Origin of the sequence: Microcoleus sp. SVA1B4 (genome assembly GCF_036700545.1) — a bacterium.
Taxonomy (GTDB): domain Bacteria; phylum Cyanobacteriota; class Cyanobacteriia; order Cyanobacteriales; family Microcoleaceae; genus Microcoleus.
In genome coordinates this window covers 1-7,100 of record NZ_JAUBPB010000121.1, presented here as the reverse complement: position 1 = coordinate 7,100, position 7,100 = coordinate 1, and the positions used below count along the sequence as shown (strand labels likewise).

Genomic DNA, 7,100 nt, shown 5'->3' with positions numbered 1-7,100 from the left:
GGGGTAAAAAGGCGATCGTTCCTTGTAGTGCAAGGGTTTGTGAGATTTGAACATTCCCCCTACTGGGGGAACTTCAGCCTAAATGCTTCAAGACTTGAAAAGCCGATCGCAATTCACTTGGCACAGTATAAATCGAAAATGCCCGCGATAACCCGTATTCGGGTGTAGGTTGAGCCCTGAGTTTCACAAACAACACATCATCGCCATTCGTCAACATACCAAATCTCGGTTTATCCAAATCAGGATTTGCCATCATGTATGCTAATGCTTGGGGTAATGCCGATCGCGTCGAAATCGTAGTCTTCTTACACTCCAAAACTATTACCCAAAGCTGCCAAGGCAAAATCAAGATATCAATTCGTCCGCGCAGGGTTTCTTCCCCATCATCGATCGCAATTTCGATAGCAGCTTCAGCCTTCATCCTGAAAGGTGGATCGTAGAATCCCGCCAATTCTAACAAAGGTGATGCCACCAGCAAAGTCACTGCCCCTTCTAACAATTCTCCATCGGCCCTATGATATAGCAATCTACGTCGTAGCGTATCCAAAGCAGTCTGTTCAGAATCGCTGAGACTTGGCAATTGGGTTTGCCACTCGGTAAAAAAAGCCTCATCCTCAGTTCGGCTCAAATTCAACCTTGATTCAGTCTCCTCTTGGCTTTTAATAGCTTCTGTAACTGCAATAACCTTTGCCATTCGTTCACCTTTGATTCAAACGGTTGAATTTCCCACGAACATTAGCTTCATTGTAAGCAAAAGTAGGGATACTGCTATAGCGATCGCAGTTTTCAATATCACTTCTATTGGTTTGTGTCCAAAAACAAAAACCGGGCAACTTCAAAGCTACCCGGCAATCCTAACTTTAGACTTCAGACAAATCTAAAATCTAAAACCTAAAATTCTTAAACAGCTACAGTCTTCTTAGCAGAAGAGCTCAATTCGCCCTTAGCATACTTAGCTGCAAAATCATCCAAAGATACTTGCTTAATCTTTGTACCGTGACCGGCGCAACCGAAAGAATTATAGCGATCGCTACAAACCTTCTGCATATACTTGATCGACGGCTTCAAGAAGTGGCGGGGGTCAAACTCATCGGGCTTCGCAAACAAAGCTTCGCGCACCGCAGCGGTAATCGCCAAACGGTTGTCAGTATCGATATTGATCTTGCGAACACCGCACTTGATACCCTTTTGGATTTCTTCCACAGGTACGCCGTAGGTTTCGCGGATTTTGCCGCCGTTGCTGTTGATGATTTCCAGCAATTCTTGGGGCACAGAAGATGAACCGTGCATTACCAAGTGAGTATTCGGCAAGCGGCGGTGAATTTCTTCAATGCGGCTGATTGCCAAAATTTCGCCAGTCGGCTTGCGAGTGAACTTGTAAGCGCCGTGAGAAGTGCCGATCGCGACTGCTAGAGCATCTACGCCGGTTTGCTCAACGAAATCAACAGCTTGTTCAGGATCTGTCAGCAACTGATCGTGAGAAAGCGCACCTTCAAAACCGTGGCCATCTTCTGCTTCGCCCATTCCTGTTTCCAGAGAACCCAAGCAACCCAGTTCGCCTTCAACGCTAACGCCGATCGAATGAGCAACATTCACCACATCGCGAGTAACTTGAACGTTGTACTCGTAGCTAGCAGGAGTCTTAGCATCCGCTTCCAGAGAACCGTCCATCATGACGCTGGTGAAACCTTGGCGCATGGCAGAATAGCAAGTGCCGGGGGCATTGCCGTGGTCTTGGTGCATGGAAATGGGAATGTGAGGATAAGTTTCAACTGCTGCCAAAATCAAGTGGCGCAGGAAATTTTCGCCAGCGTAGGAGCGAGCGCCGCGAGAAGCTTGCAGAATCACAGGGCTGTTGGTTTCGTCAGCAGCGCGCATGATCGCTTGGATTTGCTCCATGTTGTTGACGTTGTAAGCCGGTAGGCCGTAACCATTTTCAGCCGCGTGGTCGAGCAGCAATCGCATAGGTACAAGCGCCATAGATATTCCTCCTAATTATTTGTGATTTTTGGGCAGTGAATTTTGAACAAGCTCAATTCTTACGATAATCTTAAGACAATTTGCCACCGATCGCGCACTATCTTTCCAGATTTACTAAAAAGTTCAACAAACAAAATTTTGAGTTCCGAGCATTCAGCTCAAAACTCAAAATTCTTAACTCACAAATTTTTATGGGTCGCCCGGGATTTGAACCCGAGACCAATCGGTTAAAAGCCGAATGCTCTACCGCTGAGCTAGCGACCCGCGAAAACATTGTTACCGCACACAATTTCTAATAGTAGCACCCCTCATTTGAAATAGCAAGTCTTTTTTAAATAAAATTTGCAGTCATGCGAACCAGCATCTCGCAAGTCGCGCCCGGGGGCAAATAAATCAAGTGTTCGCCAGTGTTGAGGGCATTTCGAGGAGCAGTCCAAGGTTCCAAACAGTAAAAATCCTTGCCCTTCACCATCCAGAAAACCAACTTCCCGTAGCTGGAGTTGTAACTGACGGTGAGCCGCAAGCCCTGGGTTGCGTCAGTGACAGTAGCAGCCAGGCCAGTGAGTTCGTCAAAGGAAACATCAATTTCATCCAGCGTCGGGTCAAAAACCCCAGTGAAGTAACCCTTGGTGTGGGTGTTCTGATCTCTGTACTGCATCCCCGGAATCTCAAAGCGGAGTTTAGATTTGTCCGTCGCCAAAAAGTAGGGGTGCAAACCACTAGAAAACGGCATGGGTTCGTCAGACAGATTGGTGTATCGCTGAAAAATTTCCAAAGAATTGCCTTTAATCTGATAAGTGAAGGCTAGTTGGAAATCAAAGGGATAAACAGCCAGCGTCTTGTCGCTGCTGTCGAGAATCAGCGTCAGAGCGGCGCAACCCTCCGTAACTTGTTCGCCTATTGTCCAAGGCAAGTCTCGAGCAAAGCCGTGCTGTTTGAGCTTACGCTCCACTCCCTTGTGCGTGTAAGTATTATCGGGGAGATTGCTGCAGATGGGAAACAGGATGGGAATCCCGCCACGTACAGTTAGATCGGGATTGGCGAACCGTTCCGCGTCCAAATAGAAGATTTCTTTGCCTTCAACCAGCCAGCTAGTGGCAATACCACCCCGTTCCGGCACAACTTCTAGAGTAGAGTTAGCGGTTTCGTCGGAGAGGATATAGGTTTTGTACTGCTTTTGCTTGAGCGCGATCGCAAACACATTTGTCATCGGTAGTAGGTCATTGATCATTGGTTGTCAGTAAATCGATCGTTAATAATTGGTCGCTATTATCTTGATGTTCACCCATTACCGCCCCTATCCTCCCCCTGCATCCTCGCTCCGGCCCCCACCGGCTAACCAATGCTCCTAGCTATAGGAGGCAGGGCGATCCGCTGCTTGGAGCCGTTGCTGGTGGTAGCTGGAACGATCGCGGAGGCCGAGTGCCCTTTGAGTGCGACTTCAAAAGATACAGCCCGAGTCGGGGGAAGATAGCTTTGGGGACTCAGCACTGCTCCTTGATTGGGAGATGGGGGCGAAATAAACGGTTCTTTGATGAATGGCTCTTTTGTAAACGGCTCTGGTTCCCGGCTGGGATTTTGAGGTTGAGTGGGGTAGATGCGGGGCGGCAAATTTTGATTCGGAGGTGGGTTTGATTCAATTGCAGGCCCTGTCCCGTTTGGGAAAAATGAGGAGTTGTCCGGCTGTTGGGGCGCAGCCGGCAAAGCCGGCAAAATCAAAGTAGGTTTGGGTTGTCCGGGGCCTTGCTGATTGCTTTCACCGCCGCTGGCCCCGGAACCTCGCCCCGGCTGGTATGTACCGCTCTTTGCTGCTCCTGGCAATGGATAATTTGGAGTTTTTGATGCCGCTCCTGGCTGGACTAGGGCTTCGAGAACTACAGAAGAGCGCATCGGTCGATCGAAAATACTAGAAATTTGCTCGACGCGTTTGAGGATGCGATCGGCTGAGGCTCCCTTCACCACCTTCGGCTGAAAATTTTTCACCTCCACAGGCAGAAACTCTACCTTCATATTCCTGTCTTTAAGCGATACTTTCAGGACTGCGGTATCGTAATCCCTGCGAGCATTCGGGCCGAATATAAAATTACCCAGCGAGTAAACTATCGGGCGGCCATTGTAAATTTCTGCACCTTGCAGTACCTGGGGATGGTGTCCCACTACCAAATCAGCTCCTTGGTCGATCGTGAACCGAGCCAAATCAATCTGTCCGTCCCCCGGATAATCTGCCAATTCGACTCCCCAGTGGTAATTAACAATAATCCAGTCTACCTGACCCCTAAGAGCTCGAATATCCTCCGCCACGCGATTGTTGCGGCGGGGGTTAATGCCCGCTTTCCCTTGGTCAGCGACGTTCAGCTCGGCATCGTAATAACCGAGGTAGGCAATCCGCTGACCCTTAACTTCAATAATATCTGGACGCCTGGCTTCTTTAATATCTCTGCCGGCTCCCAGGTGTTGAATCCCACTATTATCTAGAGTATTCATTGTCTCCACCAGCCCCGGTTCCTCGTAATCCATAGCGCGGCTATTTGCCAGATTGACAATATCCACTCCTCCGGCTGTTAATACTTTCACCGATTCTGGATCGGCTTTAAAATTTAATTGTTTTTTAGCAGAGCCCAATGTAGAGCGAGTCAGGGAGTTTTCTAGGTTAACCATCGCCACATCTGCTTGCCGATACTCGTCCATATTGGCGAAAGCCCATTGGTGATCGTTGGCTGCAGATGCTCCGAGCGCATCCGATAGATTCACATTTCCTCCGAACATCAGCGTTACTGTTGGATCGTAAGGATTAGCAACTTGCTTTTGCTGAACTACTGGTACCACTTCTAAGGCTGCTTGCACCGTATCCGCACGTTTTGGAGGCGGCCCCGAAATTACCGCAGCTTGCTGGTAGCCGGATACTGAAGAGCCTAACTGCAGGGCCACAGCCTCGTGGTAGCTGACCCAACACCCTAAAATAAATGAGGCAAGTGCCGATCCCACTAGCAGCAGAGAACGATACGTTTTAAATTTAACCCAATCGACGATCGGTAGGGAACGGTAACGCCGTCGCTGGCGGTTTGCCGGAGTGACAATTCGCACTGACTGTTTCCAGAGAATGTCTGCATCCCCAGCCAAGCGCGCGTGAATTCGCACTCCTTCTACTGCTGGCGAGTTGAGTCTCCAGAGTTGGTGGCAAATAAATTTGACTAAGCCTTCCCGGATAGTGCTCCCCAGTAAGGTAGTATCTGGCGCAAATTCGCGCTGGAATTCTAAGAGGATTTGGACGCAGCCGGCCTGAGCCTGTTCGACGCGGGCATAAATCCCTTCGGGGCGCAGCAAGCTGTCAATCCAGTAATTCAGGGCTTGAAAGTTGCCCGATCGCGCTAGCTCTAAGATAGACGGCTGCGACCAATTTTCTGCGTACACCATCAATTAGCCTCCTTAATACGCACGAGCGATGACTCCAATTTGTGTTGAACGGAACCGCAATTCTTTTAGCTTAACCGCCACAGGTTCCGCTGCCCGTTTTGAAGCTAGTTGTTGGCCGCCACCATTTTCTACATTTAGGGGCTGCCTGCTGTCAGTGATTTTTATCACACTCCAGTCAATCGATTTTAGATTTTAGATTTTAGATTTTAGGTTTTAGGTTTTAGATTGAGGAAATAGGCGGTACTGTGGGCGATCGAACAAAAGTCGAAACACTCTTGTTTCTAGGGGAATTGAGACATAAGAGAGCGAGATATCTGAGGCAGAGTCTGTTTTTATTGTCGCTGTTTGAGTGTCGCTTTAGAGCTTTCGCTTCGAGATTTGAGATTTGAGATTGAGCCTTGACGGTGTTAGTGGGCGATCGAACAATCGATTTTAAATTTTAGATTTTAGATTTTAGATTGAGTTGAGAGGGGGTACTGGGGGCTAGAAATAACCTCTAAACACTCTTGTTTCTGGGGGAATTGAGACATAAGAGAGCGAGATATAGCCTTTCGATCTCTCATATGAGGTACTCATGGGCATAGGGCATAGGGCATAGGGCATAGGGCATAGGGCATACCTCACCACGCTTGAGAACCGCTATATCTGAGGCAGAGTCTGTTTTTATTGTCGCTGTTTGAGTGTCACTTTAGAGCTTTCGTTTCGAGATTTGAGATTTGAGATTGAGCCTTGACGGCGTTAGCGGGCGATCGAACAAACGTCGAAACAATAGCTTTCTGGGGGACTTGAGGCAAAACAGAGCGAGATTTTAGAGGCAGAGTCTGTTGTTATTGTCGCTGTTAATCGCGATCGCCCGAGTCAAGTCCTAATGCTCGGATCTATGCTGGCAAATGCCTCTCACGAGAGATGCCACTGGCTGCACAACCTGTAATTGGATAAATGGCGTACTGGATAGATTTGGTGGTAAAATCGAATTTGGTAACTCCCATCGGTACCAAAGTTGCGGAAAACGTGAAACTGGCTAGTCCATACGGCTGTGCCTTCCGATGTAAAACCCAAAGTACGTTACGGTAAACAGACCATATTTTAAGCAAGTTACACTGCGCAGGAGAACTGACAAATGCTACAGCGCAAAATCTATCAACTCTGTTGTGATGGTCGTGAGGTTTCTATTTTTCTTCGAGATCAGCAACGTTGGATAGAGCGCGCTCGTATCCTAGATATTGAAGGGGATCTAGTCACGCTGCGCTACGAAACCGACGAAGAAGACGAAATCAGCTCCTGGGAAGAAATGGTGCGTCTTGAAAGTATTGGAGCTGTATCCCAGAAGTTGGCTTCGGTATCCCGAACTAACTGCGAACCCCTAGTTTCTGACGATTGTCCCGAAGCCGAACAAATTCGCAATCACTACCCGGACTCGAATTTGGAATAGTTTTGAGCTCGCGCTTGAGGCACAAGGAAAACTTGGGGGAAAAGAAAACGGCTTTTCTCCCTTTTTTGTGGAGAAATTATGCAAAAAACCCAGTTTAGGCCAAAAATATTCTGGGTTGTTACCCCATAAGCTATTTTGCCTTTAAATTTAAGCTTGATGGCGGGAGTTCCTGCTCAACCCCTACTCCCCACAACAGCGTAAGGAATGAGAATTAAATAACTTCCACTCTTGAAAGTGGGATGGGCGTCCCGCCCGTCCAAAAAGGACGGGCGGG

The 7,100-nt window shown here is 48.3% G+C and carries 6 protein-coding genes and 1 tRNA gene; 1 reads left to right on the top strand and 6 read right to left on the bottom strand.

The window, feature by feature from the left end:
* Positions 1–73 precede the first annotated feature (73 nt).
* The 6 genes from QT987_RS29065 to QT987_RS29040 form a co-directional block, all read right to left on the bottom strand.
* Positions 74–694 carry a type I restriction endonuclease gene (locus QT987_RS29065; protein WP_333246915.1) on the bottom strand — a complete coding sequence of 207 codons (621 nt, stop codon included), beginning with the start codon at positions 692–694 and terminating at the stop codon, positions 74–76.
* Between the two features lie 206 nt (positions 695–900).
* Positions 901–1,980 (bottom strand): class II fructose-bisphosphate aldolase, encoded by a 1,080-nt coding sequence (gene fba / locus QT987_RS29060; protein WP_006633469.1) that lies wholly within the window; start codon positions 1,978–1,980, stop codon positions 901–903.
* 192 nt (positions 1,981–2,172) lie between these two features.
* Positions 2,173–2,244 (bottom strand) — tRNA-Lys (locus tag QT987_RS29055).
* Positions 2,245–2,311: 67 nt separating this feature from the next.
* Positions 2,312–3,181, bottom strand: coding sequence for an aldose epimerase family protein (locus QT987_RS29050; RefSeq protein WP_445299656.1), 870 nt, complete (start codon positions 3,179–3,181; stop codon positions 2,312–2,314).
* Positions 3,182–3,315: 134 nt separating this feature from the next.
* Positions 3,316–5,394, bottom strand: a complete 2,079-nt coding sequence (locus QT987_RS29045; RefSeq protein ID WP_333246911.1) for a CapA family protein — start codon at positions 5,392–5,394, stop codon at positions 3,316–3,318.
* 12 nt (positions 5,395–5,406) lie between these two features.
* The gene (locus QT987_RS29040; RefSeq protein ID WP_333246909.1) at positions 5,407–5,562 is read right to left on the bottom strand and encodes a hypothetical protein; all 156 of its coding nucleotides are present in this window, start codon (positions 5,560–5,562) and stop codon (positions 5,407–5,409) included.
* 952 nt (positions 5,563–6,514) lie between these two features.
* On the opposite strand from QT987_RS29040, the gene QT987_RS29035 reads away from it, so the two are divergent.
* Complete coding sequence (locus QT987_RS29035; protein ID WP_006633466.1) at positions 6,515–6,826, top strand: DUF6679 family protein; 312 nt, start codon at positions 6,515–6,517, stop codon at positions 6,824–6,826.
* Positions 6,827–7,100: the final 274 nt, after the last annotated feature.

What these genes read in the sequence shown, in the direction of transcription:
- fba (WP_006633469.1), bottom strand. Translation starts at nt 1,980, where the DNA reads ATGGCGCTTGTACCTATGCGATTGCTGCTCGACCACGCGGCTGAAAAT.
- QT987_RS29035 (WP_006633466.1), top strand. Translation starts at nt 6,515, where the DNA reads ATGCTACAGCGCAAAATCTATCAACTCTGTTGTGATGGTCGTGAGGTT.
- QT987_RS29045 (WP_333246911.1), bottom strand. Translation starts at nt 5,394, where the DNA reads ATGGTGTACGCAGAAAATTGGTCGCAGCCGTCTATCTTAGAGCTAGCG.
- QT987_RS29065 (WP_333246915.1), bottom strand. Translation starts at nt 694, where the DNA reads ATGGCAAAGGTTATTGCAGTTACAGAAGCTATTAAAAGCCAAGAGGAG.